This is a genomic window from Terrabacter sp. 05T424, assembly GCF_056396225.1.
In genome coordinates, this window is record NZ_JBFTLB010000015.1 from 61434 (window position 1) to 77324 (window position 15891).

At 71.7% G+C, this 15891-nt stretch carries 13 protein-coding genes; 12 read left to right on the forward strand and 1 reads right to left on the reverse strand.

Annotated elements, in window-relative coordinates; all coding sequences use genetic code 11:
• The first annotated feature begins 4 nt into the window (after positions 1 to 4).
• The 5 genes from AC1DE0_RS21260 to AC1DE0_RS21280 all read left to right on the forward strand — a co-directional run bounded on the left by AC1DE0_RS21260 (position 5) and on the right by AC1DE0_RS21280 (position 8392).
• A complete protein-coding gene (locus AC1DE0_RS21260; RefSeq protein WP_478105411.1) occupies positions 5 to 1150 on the forward strand; it encodes a winged helix DNA-binding domain-containing protein in 1146 nt (381 codons plus the stop codon).
• The gene (locus AC1DE0_RS21265; RefSeq protein WP_478105413.1) at positions 1151 to 2158 is read left to right on the forward strand and encodes a pseudouridine synthase; all 1008 of its coding nucleotides are present in this window, start codon (positions 1151 to 1153) and stop codon (positions 2156 to 2158) included.
• Between the two features lie 162 nt (positions 2159 to 2320).
• Positions 2321 to 5749 carry an ExeM/NucH family extracellular endonuclease gene (locus AC1DE0_RS21270; protein WP_478105415.1) on the forward strand — a complete coding sequence of 1143 codons (3429 nt, stop codon included), beginning with the start codon at positions 2321 to 2323 and terminating at the stop codon, positions 5747 to 5749.
• A gap of 76 nt (positions 5750 to 5825) precedes the next feature.
• The gene (locus AC1DE0_RS21275) at positions 5826 to 6239 is read left to right on the forward strand and encodes a nitroreductase/quinone reductase family protein (RefSeq protein WP_478105416.1); all 414 of its coding nucleotides are present in this window, start codon (positions 5826 to 5828) and stop codon (positions 6237 to 6239) included.
• Positions 6240 to 6283: 44 nt separating this feature from the next.
• Positions 6284 to 8392 (forward strand): S9 family peptidase, encoded by a 2109-nt coding sequence (locus AC1DE0_RS21280; protein WP_478105418.1) that lies wholly within the window; start codon positions 6284 to 6286, stop codon positions 8390 to 8392.
• Between the two features lie 35 nt (positions 8393 to 8427).
• Here the strand turns inward: AC1DE0_RS21280 and AC1DE0_RS21285 are convergent, their stop codons facing one another.
• Positions 8428 to 9672 carry an endonuclease gene (locus AC1DE0_RS21285; RefSeq protein WP_478105420.1) on the reverse strand — a complete coding sequence of 415 codons (1245 nt, stop codon included), beginning with the start codon at positions 9670 to 9672 and terminating at the stop codon, positions 8428 to 8430.
• A 309-nt stretch (positions 9673 to 9981) separates the two neighbouring features.
• On the opposite strand from AC1DE0_RS21285, the gene AC1DE0_RS21290 reads away from it, so the two are divergent.
• From AC1DE0_RS21290 to AC1DE0_RS21320, 7 genes are all read left to right on the forward strand, one after another.
• Entirely contained in the window at positions 9982 to 10539 is a 558-nt protein-coding gene (locus AC1DE0_RS21290; protein WP_478105422.1) for a DedA family protein, read from the forward strand.
• Positions 10540 to 10549: 10 nt separating this feature from the next.
• Positions 10550 to 11917 carry a histidinol dehydrogenase gene (hisD, locus tag AC1DE0_RS21295; protein WP_478105424.1) on the forward strand — a complete coding sequence of 456 codons (1368 nt, stop codon included), beginning with the start codon at positions 10550 to 10552 and terminating at the stop codon, positions 11915 to 11917.
• Positions 11914 to 13098 (forward strand): histidinol-phosphate transaminase, encoded by a 1185-nt coding sequence (locus tag AC1DE0_RS21300; protein WP_478105426.1) that lies wholly within the window; start codon positions 11914 to 11916, stop codon positions 13096 to 13098. Before hisD ends, AC1DE0_RS21300 begins: the two co-directional genes overlap by 4 nt.
• Positions 13095 to 13721 (forward strand): imidazoleglycerol-phosphate dehydratase HisB, encoded by a 627-nt coding sequence (gene hisB, locus AC1DE0_RS21305; RefSeq protein ID WP_478105427.1) that lies wholly within the window; start codon positions 13095 to 13097, stop codon positions 13719 to 13721. Before AC1DE0_RS21300 ends, hisB begins: the two co-directional genes overlap by 4 nt.
• A 16-nt stretch (positions 13722 to 13737) precedes the next feature.
• Positions 13738 to 14376, forward strand: coding sequence for an imidazole glycerol phosphate synthase subunit HisH (gene hisH, locus AC1DE0_RS21310; RefSeq protein WP_478105429.1), 639 nt, complete (start codon positions 13738 to 13740; stop codon positions 14374 to 14376).
• 54 nt (positions 14377 to 14430) lie between these two features.
• Positions 14431 to 14868 carry a hypothetical protein gene (locus AC1DE0_RS21315; RefSeq protein WP_478105431.1) on the forward strand — a complete coding sequence of 146 codons (438 nt, stop codon included), beginning with the start codon at positions 14431 to 14433 and terminating at the stop codon, positions 14866 to 14868.
• A gap of 153 nt (positions 14869 to 15021) precedes the next feature.
• Positions 15022 to 15891 (forward strand): IS30 family transposase (locus AC1DE0_RS21320; RefSeq protein WP_478105432.1); only part of this gene is annotated, 870 nt, incomplete at its 3' end.

Consider the following 15891-nt stretch of genomic DNA (forward strand, 5'->3'; position numbering starts at 1 on the left):
CCCGATGGCGGCGGCCGACCGCAAGCGCCTGCGCCGGGGGCGGATGGCTGCGCTCGGCCTCGCCCCCGCCTTCGGCAGCGCGTCGGCCCCCGTGACGGCTCTCGAGGTCACCCGCAGCCTCGGCGCACTGCAGGCCCAGGACTACGGCAGCGGCGTCTGGTCGCTCGGAGTCCGCTCCGGGCTCACCCTGGCCGAGGTCGAGCAGGCCGTCGAGCGCCGCGAGGTCGTGCGCACCTGGCCGATGCGCGGCACGATCCACTGGGTGCCGGCAGAGGACGCCCGCTGGATGTGCGAGCTGCTGGCGGCGCCGCGCGGCACGGGGCTCGCGACCCGCTATGCGCAGCTCGGCATCGGCGAGGCCCACATCGAGCTGGCCGGGCGGCTCTTCGAGGAGCACCTGACCGAGCCGATGAGCCGGCCTGACGTCGTCGCCCTGCTCGTCGGCGCAGGCATCGACCCGACCGGCCAACGGGCCTACCACCTCGTCGGCCACCACTGCATGACAGGGCTCCTGTGCCAGGGGCCGGTCATCGGCAGGCAGCCGAGCTTCGTGCTCATGGACAGCTGGGTTCCGCACTCACGCAAGCTGTCCCGCGAGGAGGGGCTCGCCACCATGGCCGAGCGCTACCTCCGTGGCCATGGTCCCGTCACGGAGAAGGACCTCGCCGGCTGGCTGCTGAAACCGCTCGGTGTGACCCGAGAGGCGCTCGCGCTGGTCGAGCACCAGCTCGTGCGCGAGGAGATCGACGGCCAGGTCTGGCTCTCGCACGTCGACGGGGTGGGCGGACCACTCGACAGCGCCACCAGGGCGTCGGAGCCCTTGGGGCACAGCGGTGTCCACCTGTTGCCACAGTGGGACGAGTTCCTCCTCGGCTACAAGTCCCGCGACGTCACCCTGCCGTCCGAGCACTTCCACCGTGTCGTCCCCGGCCGCAACATGGTGTTCAAGCCGACCCTCGTCATCGACGGTGAGGTGGCCGGCACGTGGCGGCGCCGGCAGCGCACCCGGCTGACCGTCCTCGAGGTCTCGCCGTTCGTCCCGCTGGGCGCCTCACGGTGGCGCGACGTCGAGCGGGCCGCGGCGGCATACGGCCGGTTCCTCGGTGCCGACGTCGAGGTCGTGCCCGCCGAAGCCGGGGAGGTGCCCTGAGTGGCGCGCGGCGCCATCCCGCCGTCGCCGCTGCCGCCTCGTCACGGCGTCGACGCCCAACGCTTCCGTATGCCGCAGGGTGGCCCGTGGGCGTCCCTGCGCGACCACCTCGTGGAGCGCCTCGCCGGCGGAGTGACCCCGGACGAGGTCGACCGAATGCTCAGCGCCGGCGAGTTCGTCGACGCCGCAGGGACGCCCGTTGGGCCAGACGCCCCGTTCGTGCCGCAGTCGGTCGTCTGGGCCCACCGCGACCTTCCCGTCGAGGTCGCGCACCCCGACCCGCTCGACGTCCTTCACCGCGACGACCGCATCGTCGTCGTCGACAAGCCGCACGACATGGCCACCATGCCGCGCGGCCGGCACGTCGTGCAAAGTGCCCTGGCGCGCACGCGGGTCGTCACCGGTCTCGACCGGCTGGCCCCGGCCCATCGGCTCGACCGGCCGACGGCGGGCGTGCTGATGTTCACCACCGAGCAACGCTGGCGCGGGGCCTACCAACGCGTCTTCGCCGAGGGCCTGGCCCACAAGGAGTACCTCGCGGTTGCGCCCGTGCGTGACGACCTCGTGCTCCCGGTCGTGCGCCGCACGCACCTGGTCAAGCGGCACGGCATGCACCAGGCCCACGAGGTGCCGGGCGCCGATCCCAACGCCGAGACCCTCGTCGAGCTGCTCGAGACGGCGCGACGACCGGGCGACGGCCCGGGGGCGGGGGAGCAGGTCGGGCTCTACCGGCTGAGCCCACGCACCGGTCGCACCCACCAGCTGCGCTGCCAGCTCGACGGGCTGGGCATCCCGATCGTCGACGACCCTCTCTACCCCGTCGAGATCGACGTGCCCCTCGACGACTTCTCACGTCCGCTGCAGCTGCTCGCAGCCGTCCTCGCCTTCGACGACCCGGTCGACGGGCGACCACGGCGGTTCGTCACCCGGCGCCGTCTGGCGGCGTGGCCGGGCGGTTGGCCGGACCTCGGGAAGGGGTCGGGCGAGAGCCCCGGTCCGACGCTGTGAGGACGCGCCGGCACCACCGCGCCGGGCCCGTCCTGCCGGGCGGTGCGGCGATGTCACCGGCCGTTCAGCGGGCCGTCGGGATCTCGACGCGCGAGACGGCGAGACCCCGTCTAGGGTGACCCGCAGACCGAGCGGAAGAGCCGGTCCCAGGGAGGATCTTCAATGCGTCAATCTCGTCCTGCCCTGCGCCGGGTAGCCGCGGTCACCACCGCTGCGCTCGCCGTGGGCATCACCCCTTTCGTCGCGGCCGCACCGGCCTCAGCGGCGCCTCCGTCGGAGCTGTTCATCAGCGAGTACGTCGAGGGCTCGAGCAACAACAAGGCACTCGAGATCTACAACGGCACCGGCGCGACCATCAACCTCGCTGCGGCCAAGTACAACGTGCAGGTCTTCGCCAACGGCGCCACGGCGGCGACGAGCACGATCGCCCTCACCGGCACCGTGGCCTCGGGTGACGTGTACGTGCTCGCCAACAGCGGCGCGATCGCGGCCATCACCTCCAAGTCCGACCAGCAGAGCGGCAGCGCCAACTGGAACGGCGACGACGCCGTCGTGCTCCGCAAGGACGGCTCGGTCGTCGACGTCCTCGGCCAGGTGGGCTTCCGGCCGACGAACGAGTGGGGCACCGGCCTCACCTCGACGATGGACAACACGCTCCGCCGCAAGTCGTCTGTCACGAGCGGCGACACCAACGTGGCCGACGGGTTCGACCCGTCCGTCGAGTGGAACGGCTACGCCAACGACACGATCGACGGCCTCGGCAGCCACACGGTCGACGGTGGCCCGGCGAACGACGTCGCCCCGTCGGTCACGTCGACGAGCCCGACCGAGGGCAGCGGTTCGGTCACGGCCGGTGCCAACGTGTCGGTCACGTTCTCCGAGCCGGTCACGGCACCCGCGAGCGCGTTCTCCCTCACCTGCTCCGTCAGCGGCACGAAGACCTTCGCGCTGAGCACCACGGGGCAGACCACCTACACCCTGGACCCCGACGCAGACTTCGCCGCGGGCGACTCCTGCACCCTGACCGTCACCGGCGGCTCGGTCTCCGACGTCGACACGATCGACCCGCCCGACACCCTGACGTCGGACTTCGTGCTGCGCTTCGCCACACCGGCGGGCAACCCGTGCGAGGCGCCGACGACGTCGATCCCCAGCATCCAGGGCAGTGGCGACGCTGCCGCCGTCACCGGCCGGGTCACCACCCGCGGCGTCGTCGTCGGCGACTACGAAGGTGCCTCCCCGGCCCTGCGCGGCTTCTTCATCCAGGACCCGACCGGCGACGGCGACCCGGCCACGTCCGACGGCATCTTCGTCTTCGAGGGCAGCAACGCCGACTCGGTCAAGGTCGGCGACCTCGTCACGGTGACCGGCAACGTGAGCGAGAACCAGGGCCAGACGCAGGTCAGCGCGAGCACCGTCGCCGTGTGCGGCACCGGCTCGGTGACCCCCACCGACGTGACCTTCCCCGTCGCCTCGGCCACGACGCTCGAGCGCTACGAGGGCATGCTCGTGACGCTCCCGCAGGCCATGAGCGTCACCGAGCACTTCCAGCTCGGTCGCTTCGGCCAGGTCACCCTGTCGCAGGGAGGCCGCCTCGAGCAGCCGACCAACGTCGCCGCCCCCGGCGCCGAGGCTGCCGCGGTGCAGACCGCCAACGACCGGCGCAAGATCATCCTCGACGACACGTCGCAGGCCCAGAACGTCGACCCCATCGTCTTCGGGCGTGGCGGCCAGCCGCTCTCGGCCGCGAACACGCTGCGCGGCGGCGACACGGTCACCGACCTCACAGGCGTGCTCAACTACACGTGGGGTGGCAACGCGTCGAGCCCCAACGCCTACCGCATCCGCCCGGTCACGCCGGCGAGTACCGTCGACTTCCAGCCGACCAACCTGCGGCCGCAGGCGTCGCCGGCCGTCGGTGGCGACACCCGCGTCGTCGGGATGAACCTGCTGAACTTCTTCAACACGCTCGACTCGAAGGCGAACAACTGCAAGGGCGGCACCATCGGGGCCCCGATGGACTGCCGTGGCGCCAACACCGCAGCCGAGTTCGAGCGCCAGTGGCAGAAGACCGTCGCTGCCGTCTCGGGCACCGAGGCCGACGTCGTGGCCTTCATGGAGATGGAGAACGACGGCTACGGCCCCGACAGCGCCGAGCAGTTCCTCGTCGACAAGCTCAACGTGAAGGACGGCGCGGGCACGTGGGCGTTCATCGACGCCGACGCCCGCACCGGGCAGACCGACGCGATGGGCAGTGACGCGATCAAGGTCGGCATGCTCTACAAGCCAGAAGCCGTCACCCCCGTGGGCACCACCGCTGCGCTCAACACCGTCGACTTCGTCAACGGTGGCGACTCGGCCCCGCGCAACCGGCCGTCCCTCGCGCAGGCTTTCCGCGACAACACCTCGGGCGGCACGTTCGTCGCCGTGGCAAACCACCTCAAGAGCAAGGGCAGCGCCTGCGACGAGCCTGACGCCGGCGACGGCCAGGGCAACTGCACCGCGGTGCGCGTCCGTTCGGCCCAGCTCCTCGCGGACTGGCTCGCCGGCGACCCGACCGGCACGGGCGACCCCGACGCGCTCATCCTCGGCGACATGAACTCCTACGCCAAGGAGGACCCCATCACGACGCTCGAGCGTGCCGGGTTCACCAACCTCATCGAGCAGCGCAACGGCCGCGAGGCGTACTCCTACGCGTTCGACGGGCAGTGGGGCTACCTCGACCACGCGCTCGGCTCGGCCTCGATCAACAGCCAGGTGGCCGGGGTCGCCGACTGGCACATCAACGCCGACGAGCCCTCGATCCTCGACTACAACACCGAGTTCAAGACGGCGAACCAGGTCGGCACGCTGTACGCGCCCGACGAGTTCCGCACCTCCGACCACGACCCGGTCGTCGTGGGTCTCGACCTCACGAACGCCGCCCCCGTGGTCGGCGCCGTCACCAGCCCGTCCTCGGCCGTCTCGGTCGGCTCCCCGGCCGGCGTCAGCGCGACGTTCTCCGACGCCGACCCGCTCGACACCCACACGGCTGGCATTGCGTGGGGTGACGGGACGACCTCCGCGGGAACCATCACCGGTGGCACCGTGAGCGGCAGCCACGTCTATGTGGCGGCGGGCGTCTACACGGTGACCGTCACCGTCACCGACCAGTGGGGCAACGCGGGCGCGGGCACGACGACCGTCGTCGTCTACGACCGCGCGGCGGGCTTCGTCACGGGCGGCGGCACGATCCAGTCGCCAGCGGGCGCGCTCAGGTCCAACCCGTTGCAGACCGGCAAGGGTGCGTTCGCCCTCGCGGTGAGTTATCCGTCCGGTGGCAACCGGCCTGAGGGTGCGTTCGGCTTCGCGCTCCAGGGCGCACCGTTTGTCGTCTCGAGCACCCGTTTCGACTGGCTCGTCGTCAGCGGGTCGACGGCGACCTTCGCCGGCCCGGTCCAGGTGGGCGGCGCAGGGGGCTACCGCGCGGTCGTCAAGGTCACCGATCGCGGCAAGGCCGACACGTTCCACCTCGTGGTCAGTGACGCCTCGGGCGCCGTTGTCTACGACTCGGGCGCCCAGGCCGTCAGCGGGCAGGTCAAGATCCACTGACCAGCCGCAGTCCGTCTGAAGGACGGCCCGGGATCCCTGCGATCCCGGGCCGTCCGGCGCCCACTGCGGTGACACCATGCAGCGCGCCGTCTTCGTCCGAGTCAACAGGGTCATGAACATCGTCGTCCGCAGGCTCGGGCTGCGCCGGTTCCGAGGTGGTGACCTGCTCCTGCTGACGACGACCGGGCGACGCACGGGTCAGCAGCGCACGACGCCGCTGCTCTTCCTGCGTCGTGGGTCCGACTGGGTGGTGGCCTCCAACGGCGGCGCCGACTGGGAGCCGGGCTGGTGGCTCAACCTGCGGGACGGGCAGCCGGGCACCGTGCAGCTCGACGGTCGGTCGGTGCCGGTGAGGGGCGACGAGGTCACCGACCCGGACCGCCAGCACCTCTGGCGTCAGCTCAACGAGCAGGTCTTCGACTACGAGGGATACGAGGCCAAGGTCAGCCGCCGGCTCGCCGTGCTCGTCCTGACCGCCGCGACTGCCTGACCCACCTACCGGGTCGCACCTCGCCGCCCTCCTAGACTGCACGGATGCTGGAGCCCCCCGTCGCGCGTCGCGACCCCGTCGTCCGTGAGCACCACGGTGACCGCTTCGAGGACCCGTACGCCTGGATGGCCGACCGCGACGGCGCGGAGCTCCGTGAGCTGCTCGCGGCAGAGAACGCCTGGGCGACCGAGCGCACGGAGCACCTGCGTCCGCTCGCCGACACGGTCTTCGAGGAGTTCCGTTCCCGCATCGAGGAGACCGACCTGTCGGTGCCGGTGCGCCACGACCGCTGGTGGTACTACTCGCGCACCGTCGAGGGCGAGCAGTACGCCGTCGAGGCGCGGGTGGTCGTGGCCGACCACCCGCAGCGCCCCGTTCTCGACGAGGGCCGTCCGCCGGTGGGGGAGCAGGTGCTGCTGGACCACAACGAGGAGGGCCGCGACCACGAGTTCTTCGCCGTGGGCGCCAGCGAGGTGTCGCCCACCGGTGACCTGCTCGCGTATGCCGTCGACCTCGTCGGTGACGAGCGCTACGACGTGCGGGTGAGACGCATCGTCGACGGGGTCCAGCTCGACGACACGGTGCGCCGCACCGGAGGCTCGCTGGCGTGGTCGCTCGACCAGCGCCACCTCTTCTACACGAGGGTCGACGACGCGTGGCGCCCGCACCAGGTGTGGCGCCACGAGGTCGGCACGCCGGCCGAGGCCGACGTGCTCGTGCACGAGGAGACCGACGAGCGGTTCTTCGTAGGGGTGGGCAGCTCGCGGGACGACCGGCTCGTCATCATCGCCATCGGCTCGAAGACGACGAGCGAGTTCCGGCTCCTCGACGCCGACGACCCGCTGGGCACGCCTCGCGTCGTGGCACCACGCCGGCAGGGGGTCGAGTACGACATCGAGCCGTTCGGCGACCAGCTGCTCGTCACGCACAACGCGAGGCGCGTCAACTTCGAGCTCGCGATCGCGCCCGTCACGTGCACGTCCGCCGACGAGTGGGTGTCGCTCGACGTCACGTCAGAGGGCGAGTACGTCACTGGTGCAGAGGGATTCGACGACTTCATCGCCGTGTCGTTGCGCCGTGAGGGCGCCACGGGCATCCGCGTCGTCCTGCGTGACGCCGATGCCCCCAACGGCCTCGGCGAGGCGCACGACGTCGCCGTGGGCGAGCCGATCGGCACGCTTCTGGTCGGCGTCAACCCCGAGTCGACCACGCGCACGCTCCAGGTCGTCCACGAGTCGCTCGTGACCCCCCGCACGGTCGAGGACTACGACGTGCACACGCGTACGTTCGCGCTCCTCAAGCAGCAGCACGTGCGCGGCGACGTCGACCTCGGTCGCTACCGCCAGCGCCGCGAGTGGGCCACGGCACCGGACGGCACCCGCATCCCGATCTCCGTGGTCCACCGTGACGACGTCGCGGCTGACGCCACCGCGCCCGGGCTGCTCAACGCGTACGGCGCCTACGGCATCCCCAGCGACCCGTGGTTCTCGGTGCTGCGGCTGTCGCTGCTCGACCGTGGCTGGGTCTTCGCCATCGCTCACGTTCGCGGTGGTTCCGAGATGGGCAGGACGTGGTACGACGACGGCAAGCTGGAGGCCAAGCCCAACACCTTCACCGACTTCGTGGCATGTGCCGACCACCTCGTCGAGTCGCGCATCGTGGCACCGGACCGCCTTGCGGCAGAAGGTGGTTCGGCCGGCGGTCTGCTCATCGGCGCGGTGGTCAACCAGGCGCCGGACCGGTTCCGCTTCGTCCACGCGCAGGTGCCGTTCGTCGACGCCCTGAGCTCCGTGCTCGACCCGAGCCTCCCGCTCACCGTCGTCGAGTGGGAGGAGTGGGGCAACCCGCTCGACGACCACGCGGCATACGACCTCATCCGGTCCTACACGCCCTACGAGAACGTGCGTCCGGGCCGGCGTCCCAGCATCCTCGTGACGGCGGGGCTCGACGACACGCGAGTCTTCGTCACCGAGCCGGCGAAGTGGGTGGCAGCCCTCCGGCACGCCGATCGCGCTGCTCCGGCGGGCGCCGAGGCGCCGCAGCTGCTCTTCCGCACCGAGATGGCGGCGGGCCACGGAGGCCGCTCGGGCCGCTACGACCTGTGGCGCCAGTGGGCCTGGGAGACGGCGGTGCTCATCGACCAGACGTCGTGAGCACGGCCGGCACCCTCGCGTAGGGGTAGCGGGGGTCAGGAGCCCCAGATCGCGGTGACCCACTCCGGGTGGTCGATGAACGGGTTGCGATTGTGCTGCCACGTGTCGTAGATGACCTGGTTGCGGCGCTTTTCGAACGCGTCGGGCGGATCGCCGGCGCTCCACGCCTTGAGCACCGAGAGCTTGCCGATGTACGGGGCCGTCCCGTTGGTGACCGACTCGTTGGGCTCGAGGTTCGGCCAGCCGTCCTCACCCTCGTAGCGCAGGGCCATGTAGAAGATCATCCGGGCGACGTCGCCCTTGACAGAGTCGCGCGGCTGGAAGGAGTCGCCGTCGCGGAGGCATCCCGTGCACTGGGCCACCGAGGAACCGCCGTTGTCGAAGTCGAGGTTGCCGCGGTCGCTGTTGACGGTGACGTCCTCGGGACGCAGGTGGTGGACGTCCGTGCCGGGGCCGTTCACGGTGCCGAAGTCACCGTGGCTCTTGGCCCAGACGTGCTCGCGGTTCCACTGGTCGACGCCACCACCGTTGTCGGACTTGGCGATCGAGCGACCCGAGTAGATCTCGATGACGTTGTCGGTGTTGTTCGGGTCCTGGTCGGTGTCCTTGAGCGCTGTCCAGACCTGGTCGTAGGTCAGCACCGTCTGCGTCTTGATGATGCTGTGCAGGGAGGTCCGCAGCGCGGAGCCGGTCTTGCCCACGGCCGAGGCGTAGTAGGTCGAGTCGTACGGTCCGCCGGTGCCGGTCGTCGTCGTCGTGGTGGTCGGCGGCGTCGTGGTGGGCGGCGAGCTCGTCGACCCGCTGCTGAAGGCGAAGGCGGTCGTGCCCGTCATGCCCGGGTGGGAGAAGTACGCGGCCAGCGAGCCCGTCACGTCGATCTGCCGACCCATGAGCGAGGGGTTGGTCTTGAGACCCCAAGACATCCGGAAGGCGGAGGGGATCTGCACGTAGAGCATCCGGCTCGTGGCGGTCTCCGACGCCGAGTCGGCGACGGCGAGCGCGTAGTCGTTCGGGAAGCCCGAGGTCACGACGGTGCTCGTCGCGGTGGGCTGACCGACGACGTAGCCGCGCACGGTGGCGCTCTGGCCGGTCTGGCCCGCGACGGCCTGCGAGACGGTGAGCGGGGTCGCCGCGACGGCTGCCGGGGCGACGGCCGGGAGGGGCAGGGCCGCAGCTGGCGAGCCGGCCGCCGTGGTCAGCGCGACGCTGGCGGGCACGACGCCGACGACGACGCCGGCGAGAGCGGCGGCGATGCGACGCCTGGGGATGATGACGGGCACGGGATCTCCTGTCGGGTGGGGGAGTCGGAGCGCTGACCCCGCGGTCGGGAGGCAGCCTCACGAGCGTGGCGGAGGCGCGGTGGGGGCCGGGTCTGTCGTTGGTCAGCCGTTGCCCCGACGCGGGTCAGGATTCAGCAGGCCCCGGGGACCCCGGGGGACCGGCAGCGAGTGTTCACGCGTTGTTGGCGGAGCGGCGGCGACCGCGGAGCCGGCTCGTCACGTCGCGTACCTACGGTCCGCTCATGGGTGACACCGCGCTCGAGGTCGTCCGTGGCGTCATGAGCTTCGCCCTGGCTCTACCCCCTTCTCGTGGGGCTGGCGGTCCTCGACGCCTTCCTGCCACTCGTGCCGAGCGAGACCGCCGTGCTGCTCGCCGGCACCTTCGCTGCCGGGCAGGGGCCCGACCTCGCGCTGGTCGTCCTCGCTGGGGCGTTCGGTGCCGTGGTCGGCGACCACATCGCGTATGCCGTCGGCCGCGTGCTCGGGGTGCGCCTCCTGTCCCGCGTCCGGCCGGGCACGCGCACGGCCAGGGCGCACGCCTGGGCGGCCGACGCGACGGCCCGCGGAGGCGGACCGGTGCTGGTGGGCGCGCGCTTCGTGCCCGGTGGTCGCACCGCGACGACGCTGACGAGGGCGGCGACCGGGTTCCCGTTGCGACGGTTTGCCTCCTACGACACCGTGGCCTGCCTCCGGTGGGCGAGCTGGTGCTCGAGTATCTCGGGGGTCGCGTCTTCGCCGAACACCCGTTCGTGGGCGCCGCGGCCGGCGCCGGGCTCGCCCTTTTCGTCGGCCTCGTGGCCGCCCTCCTGCGCGGTCGCTCCGCCGCTCGCTGAGACGTGGCGCCGGGCCGTCCCGCGCGGCTTTTAGACTTGGGGCCATGATGTCCTCCCTCGACCTGCGCGGACGCACCCTCGACGTGCGCTTCCTGCGCCGGGCCCTGCCCCGAGCCGAGTTCGATGTCACGGCCGCCCTCGAGCAGGTGCGGCCGATCTGCGAGGACGTCGAGCATCGGGGGGCAGCGGCGCTGCGCGACCTCGGCGAGCGCTTCGACGGTGTGCGCCCCGGGCACCTGCGCGTGCCCCGCGCGGTGCTGCAGTCGGCCCTCGACGGCCTCGACCCCGACCTCAGGGCCGCCCTCGAGGAGTCGATCCGGCGCGCCCGACTCGTCCACGCCGACCAGCGACGCACCGACACCACGACGCAGGTCGTGCCCGGTGGCACCGTGACCGAGCGCTGGGTTCCCGTCGACCGCGTCGGGCTCTACGTTCCCGGTGGGCTCGCGGTCTACCCGAGCAGCGTCATCATGAACGTCGTGCCTGCCCAGCTGGCCGAGGTGGGCTCGCTCGCCGTGGCCTCGCCGCCCCAGCGCGAGAACACCGGCGAGTTCGCCGGCTTCCCCAACCCGACGATCCTCGCGGCGTGTGCGCTGCTCGGCGTCGACGAGGTGTATGCCGTCGGTGGCGCCCAAGCGGTAGCGATGTTCGCCCACGGTTTCGTCGACGACGACGCCGAGTGGGGCACCGTCGACGGCGAGCAGGTCTCGTGCGACCCCGTGTCGCTCGTCACGGGGCCGGGCAACATCTGGGTCGTCGCCGCGAAGCGCCTGCTCAAGGGGCTCATCGGCATCGACGCCGAGGCGGGGCCGACCGAGATCGCCATCCTCGCCGACGACTCCGCCGACGCCGACCACGTCGCGGCCGATCTCGTCAGCCAGGCCGAGCACGACCCGCTTGCGGCTTCGGTGCTCGTCACCGACAGCGAGTCGCTCGCTGACGAGACCCAGCGTGCGCTCGCGCGCCGCGTGCCCGCGACGAAGCACTCCGAACGGGTCACCGAGGCGCTCGAGGGCAGGCAGTCGCGCATCGTCCTCGTCGACGACCTCGACGCCGGGCTCGACGTCGTCAACGCGTATGCCGCCGAGCACCTCGAGATCCAGACCCGTGACGCCACCGACGTCGCCGCCCGGGTGCGCAATGCCGGCGCGGTCTTCGTCGGGCCCCACAGCCCGGTGAGCCTCGGCGACTACGCCGCCGGGTCCAACCATGTGCTGCCCACGGCCGGGTGCGCCTGCCACAGCAGCGGCCTGTCGGTGCAGTCCTTCCTCCGCGGCATCCACGTCGTCGACTACGACGAGGTCGCCCTGCGCGATGTGGCCCGGCACGTCGTCACCCTCGCCCAGGCCGAGGACCTCCCCGCCCACGGCGAGGCCGTGACCGCCCGTTTCGGCGACGAGGTGCCGAGGTGACCGACGAGATCACGGCGGGGAGCGCTGCGACGACTGCCCCGAGCGCGGCGGAGGAGGTGCAGCGCCTGCTGCGCCCCGATCTGCGCGGTCGCACGCCCTACGGTGCCCCGCAGCTCGACGTCCCCGTGCGGCTCAACACCAACGAGAACTCCTACCCGGTGCCGCAGGTCGTCGTCGATGCCGTGCTGGCGGCGCTCGCCGGCGACGTCGCGACGCTCAACCGCTACCCCGACCGCGAGTTCACCGCGCTGCGCAAGGCGCTGACGGCATACCTCGAGAAGCAGTCAGGGATGGCCCTCACGCCCGAGCAGCTCTGGGCCGGCAACGGCTCGAACGAGGTGCTGTCGCACGTGGTGCAGGCCTTTGGCGGCCACGGCCGCGTGGCACTCGGCTTCACGCCGAGCTACTCGATGCACCCGATCATCAGCGAGACGCTCGGCACGACCTGGGTCGACGGGTTGCGCTCTGCCGCAACCGGTCCCGATGCGTTCGACCTCACGCCCGAGTCGGCGGCAGCGCAGTCGCGCGAGCACGACCCGGCGATCGTGTTCCTCTGCTCGCCCAACAACCCGACGGGCACGGCGCTGCCCTTCGAGGTCATCGGCGCGGTGCTCGAGGCGGCGCCGAACGCCGTCGTCGTCGTCGACGAGGCCTACGCCGAGTTCGCCCGGCCCGGAACGCGATCCGCGCTGACGCTCCTCGCCGACCACCCGCGGCTCGTCGTCACGCGCACCATGAGCAAGGCCTTCGCGTTCGCCGGGGGCCGACTCGGCTACCTCGTCGCGGCGCCCGAGCTCGTCGACGCGCTGCGCCTCGTCCGCCTTCCCTACCACCTCAGCAGCCCGACGCAGACGATCGCCCGCGTCGCGCTCGAGCACGCCGACGTCATGCTGGGCACCGTCGAGGTGATCAAGCACCAGCGCGACCGCATCGTCGAGCGGCTCGCCGAGCTGGGTGCGCGGCCGGTCGCCAGCGACAGCAACTTCGTGCTGTTCGGCGGTCTGCGCGACGAGAAGGCCACGTGGCAGGCGCTGCTCGACGAAGGGGTGCTCGTGCGTGACATGGGCATCGCCCGCCACCTGCGCGTCACGGCCGGCGACCCGCACGAGACCACTGCGTTCCTCGACGCCATGACCCGCCTCGCCCCCACCCACGTCGACCGCCAGGAGCCCACGGCATGAGCACCTCGAGCCCCGCCAGCCCCGCCCCCCGCACCGCGAAGATCACCCGTGCGACGTCCGAGTCGTCGGTCGAGCTCTGGCTCGACCTCGACGGCACCGGCACGTCCGACGTCTCCACCGGCGTGCCGTTCTACGACCACATGCTCGCGTCGCTGAGCAAGCACTCGCTCATCGACCTCACCGTCAGGGCCACCGGCGACATCGACGTCGACGTGCACCACACCGTCGAGGACACCGCGATCGTCCTCGGGCAGGCGCTGCGCGAGGCCCTCGGCGACAAGGCCGGCATCTCCCGCTTCGGTGACGCCACAGTGCCGCTCGACGAGGCGCTGTGCCACGCGGTGGTCGACGTCGCCGGCCGTCCCTACGTCGTGCACGAGGGCGAGCCCGAGGGCCAGCAGTACGCCCTCATCGGTGGCCACTTCACCGGGTCGATGACGCGTCACGTCCTCGAGTCGTTCGCCTACAACGCCGGGCTCTGCCTGCACGTACGCGTGCTCGCCGGCCGCGACCCGCACCACATCGTCGAGGCCCAGTTCAAGGCGGTCGCGCGCGCGCTGCGTGCCGCCGTCGCTCCCGACCCGCGCGTCGTGGGCATCCCCAGCGCCAAGGGAGCGCTCTGACGATGGCGGGCTTCCGATGAGCGCCGACGTCGTCGTCCTCGACTACGGCAGTGGCAACGTCCGCTCGGCCGTGCGCGCCCTCGAGCGGGTCGGTGCGACCGTCACCCTGACGGCCGACCCCTTCCGCGCCCTCGAGTGCGACGGCCTCTTCGTCCCTGGCGTCGGCAACTTCCACGCGTGCATGGCCGGCCTCGCCGCGGCGCACGGTCCGCGCATCATCGGCCGCCGCATCAGTGGCGGCCGAGCGGTGCTCGGCGTCTGCGTCGGCATGCAGGTGCTCTTCGACGGCTCGGCCGAGCCGTCCGCGCACCCGCTCGAGGGCCTGGCCGAGTGGCCCGGCACCGTCGAGCGCCTGCCCGCCGACGTCGTGCCGCACATGGGCTGGTCAGAGGTCGAGACCGCCGACGAGTCGCGGCTCTTCGCCGGCGTCGAGCACGAGCGCTTCTACTTCGTGCACTCGTATGCCGTTCAGCAGTGGACTCTCGAAGCCACCGGGGCCTTCGCCCGGGTCGCGCCTCGCGTCACGTGGGCGCGTCACGGTGCGAAGTTCGTCGCCGCGGTCGAGAATGGCCCCCTGAGTGCGACGCAGTTCCATCCCGAGAAGTCCGGCGATGCCGGGCTCCACCTTCTGGAGAACTGGGTCCGCAGCCTGTGACCTGAGCCCGGACCCCCTTGTCAGCCAAGGAGACCGGGCCGAAGAGGAGGAGCCATGGCGACAAGGAAGTCGGCGAGCTCGTCGGCGAGCACGAAGAGCTCGACGTCCAGGAGGACGACGGGCAGGGCCTCGACAAGGCGCACCGCGACCTCCTCGACGCGACGGCGCACGTCCTCCGGTTCGCTCTACCCGCGTCGGCGGGCCAGCCGGCCCGGTCTGCCCACKACGGTCGGCACGGCCATCGGAACCCTCGTCGTCACGACCCTGCTCGACCTGTCCTGGCCGATGCGCCTGCTGCTCATCGGCGTCGTGCTCGTGCTGGGCCTGGCCTACGTGCTGTGGCGCCACCGGGCAGAGATCACTGCGGCAGCCTCGCCCGAGTCGGCCGCGGAGCCGGCCGAACCCGGGGCTGATGCTCCTCAGCAAGGCGCGGTCACCGACCCGCAGGACCCACCCCCCGCGCCCACGCCACCACCCAGCACCCCCGCCTGACCCACCACCCCTGCCTGACTCACCACCCCTGCTTGACGCACCACCTAGTCCAGTCGAGTGCCCACTTTCCGACGCTTGGGTTCATGGGGTGGGCGCAACACCCTGACCTGAGGTGGGGTTGCGGTGAGGGTTGGCAGCAGAGGCAGTTCAGGGTTGAGCGTGGCGACACGCTCGCTGTTCTGGGCGGGTGTGCGCGCGGGTTTGACCACGGGTGAGGCGGCCGGGGCCATCGCCCGGGCGGTGGGCCGGGCCCCGTCCACGATCAGTCGCGAGCTGGCCGCTCACCGCCGGCTGTACCCGTCCGGGAGGTACCGGGCCAGCACCGCGCACCCGGGCGCGCAGGCCCGTGCCGCGCGGCCGAAGCCGGCGCTGYTGGCCACGAACCTGCGGTTGCGTGGGGAGGTCGAGCGCCGGTTGGGTGAGGGACACAGCCCCGAACAGATCAGCGGCCGGCTGGTTCAGGACTTCCCCGACGAACCGGAGATGCGGGTGTCCCACGAGACGATCTACCAGTCGTTGTACGTCCAGTMCCGCGGGGCGCTGCGGCGGGAGCTGACGCAGCGGCTGCGGACCGGACGCGCGCTGCGCACACCGCAGCGCAGCAGCACCGAACGCCGGGGCCGGATCCCGGGCATGGTCAACATCGCCGAGCGGCCACCTGAAGTGCAGGACCGCGCCGTGCCCGGTCACTGGGAAGGTGACCTGATCCTCGGGACCGGGAACCAGAGCGCGATCGGCACGCTGGTCGAACGCGCGAGCGGGTTCCTGATCCTGTTGCACCTGCCCGACGGGCACGGCGCGGCCCAGGTTCAGGACGCGATGTGCACCGCGATGGCCGAGCTGCCGGACACGCTGCGTCGGACCCTGACCTGGGACCAGGGCAGCGAGATGTCCAACCATGTGCAGATCGCGGCCGCGACCGACCTGGAGATCTACTTCTGCGACCCACACTCGCCCTGGCAGCGGGGCAGCAACGAGAACACCAACGGCCTGCTGCGCCAGTACTTCCCCAAAGGCACCGAC

Coding starts and splice junctions, on each gene's coding strand:
- AC1DE0_RS21275 (WP_478105416.1), top strand. CDS start 5,826: ATGCAGCGCGCCGTCTTCGTCCGAGTCAACAGGGTCATGAACATCGTC.
- hisH (WP_478105429.1), top strand. CDS start 13,738: ATGAGCGCCGACGTCGTCGTCCTCGACTACGGCAGTGGCAACGTCCGC.
- AC1DE0_RS21270 (WP_478105415.1), top strand. CDS start 2,321: ATGCGTCAATCTCGTCCTGCCCTGCGCCGGGTAGCCGCGGTCACCACC.
- AC1DE0_RS21260 (WP_478105411.1), top strand. CDS start 5: ATGGCGGCGGCCGACCGCAAGCGCCTGCGCCGGGGGCGGATGGCTGCG.
- AC1DE0_RS21280 (WP_478105418.1), top strand. CDS start 6,284: ATGCTGGAGCCCCCCGTCGCGCGTCGCGACCCCGTCGTCCGTGAGCAC.
- hisB (WP_478105427.1), top strand. CDS start 13,095: ATGAGCACCTCGAGCCCCGCCAGCCCCGCCCCCCGCACCGCGAAGATC.
- hisD (WP_478105424.1), top strand. CDS start 10,550: ATGATGTCCTCCCTCGACCTGCGCGGACGCACCCTCGACGTGCGCTTC.